The sequence below is a fragment of the Azospira sp. I13 genome, from assembly GCF_003112695.1.
Taxonomy (GTDB): Bacteria; Pseudomonadota; Gammaproteobacteria; order Burkholderiales; family Rhodocyclaceae; genus Azospira.
This window is the reverse complement of the sequence record NZ_BFBP01000004.1, coordinates 96819-97726: the sequence shown is the minus strand read 5'-3', so window position 1 is coordinate 97726 and position 908 is coordinate 96819. Positions and strand designations below refer to the sequence as shown.

Below are 908 nucleotides of genomic sequence, written 5' to 3'. Positions count from 1 at the left end.
GCCAGCCTGGGCAGTAGCGCCGCCACCAACGCCCAGGCCGGTCAGAGCTATGTGCTGAGCCCATCCAATGTCAGCTTCTCCACTGGCTTGGCCAGCAACTACGCCATCACCTATCAGGATGGCACCCTGACCGTCACCAAAGCCCCACTGATGGTCACCGCCAGTAATGCCGCCAAGACCTACGACGGCCTGGCCTGGAACGGCCTGCCCGGCGTCAGCTACAGCGGCTTTGTCCTCGGCGAGAACGCCAGCGTGCTGGGCGGCGCCGTGAGCTACGGCGGCAGCGCCTTCGGTGCCATCAATGCCGGCAGCTATGCCATCGCTCCGAGTGGCCTTTCCTCCAGCAACTACGCCATCACTTACGTCAATGGCGCCCTGAATGTGGCCAAGGCGCCCCTCACCGTTACCGCCAGTAATGCCAGCAAGGTCTATGACGGCCAGGCCTGGAGCGGCGGCAACGGCGTCAGCTACAGCGGCTTCGTCAATGGTGAAAGCCAAGCAGTTCTGGGTGGCAGCCTCGGCTACGGCGGCAATGCCCAGGGGGCGGTCAATGCCGGCAACTACACCCTTACCCCGAGTGGCCTGACCTCCGGCAATTACGCCATCAGCTACAGTAATGGCGCCCTCACCGTCAGCCCTCGGGCCATCACCGTCAAGGCCGCCGACCAGAGCCGTATCTATGGCGACGCCAATCCCACCGCTGGCGCCCTGGCCCTCACCGCCGGCACCCTGGCAGGTAGCGATGTCCTGGGCAACGCCAGCGTCTCGTCTGCTGCGACCGCCAACGCCAATGCGGGCCAGAGCTTTGCCCTGACGCCCAGCAATGCCGCCTTCAGCAGCGGCCTGGCCGGCAACTACGCCATCACCTATCAGGACGGGGCCCTCACCATCACCCCCCGCTCCATCGT

1 pseudogene is annotated in these 908 nt (G+C 65.4%); it reads left to right on the top strand.

Annotated elements, in window-relative coordinates:
* Positions 1-150: 150 nt before the first annotated feature.
* Positions 151-908 (top strand): annotated as a pseudogene (locus AZSI13_RS18365) (MBG domain-containing protein); the annotation flags it as partial.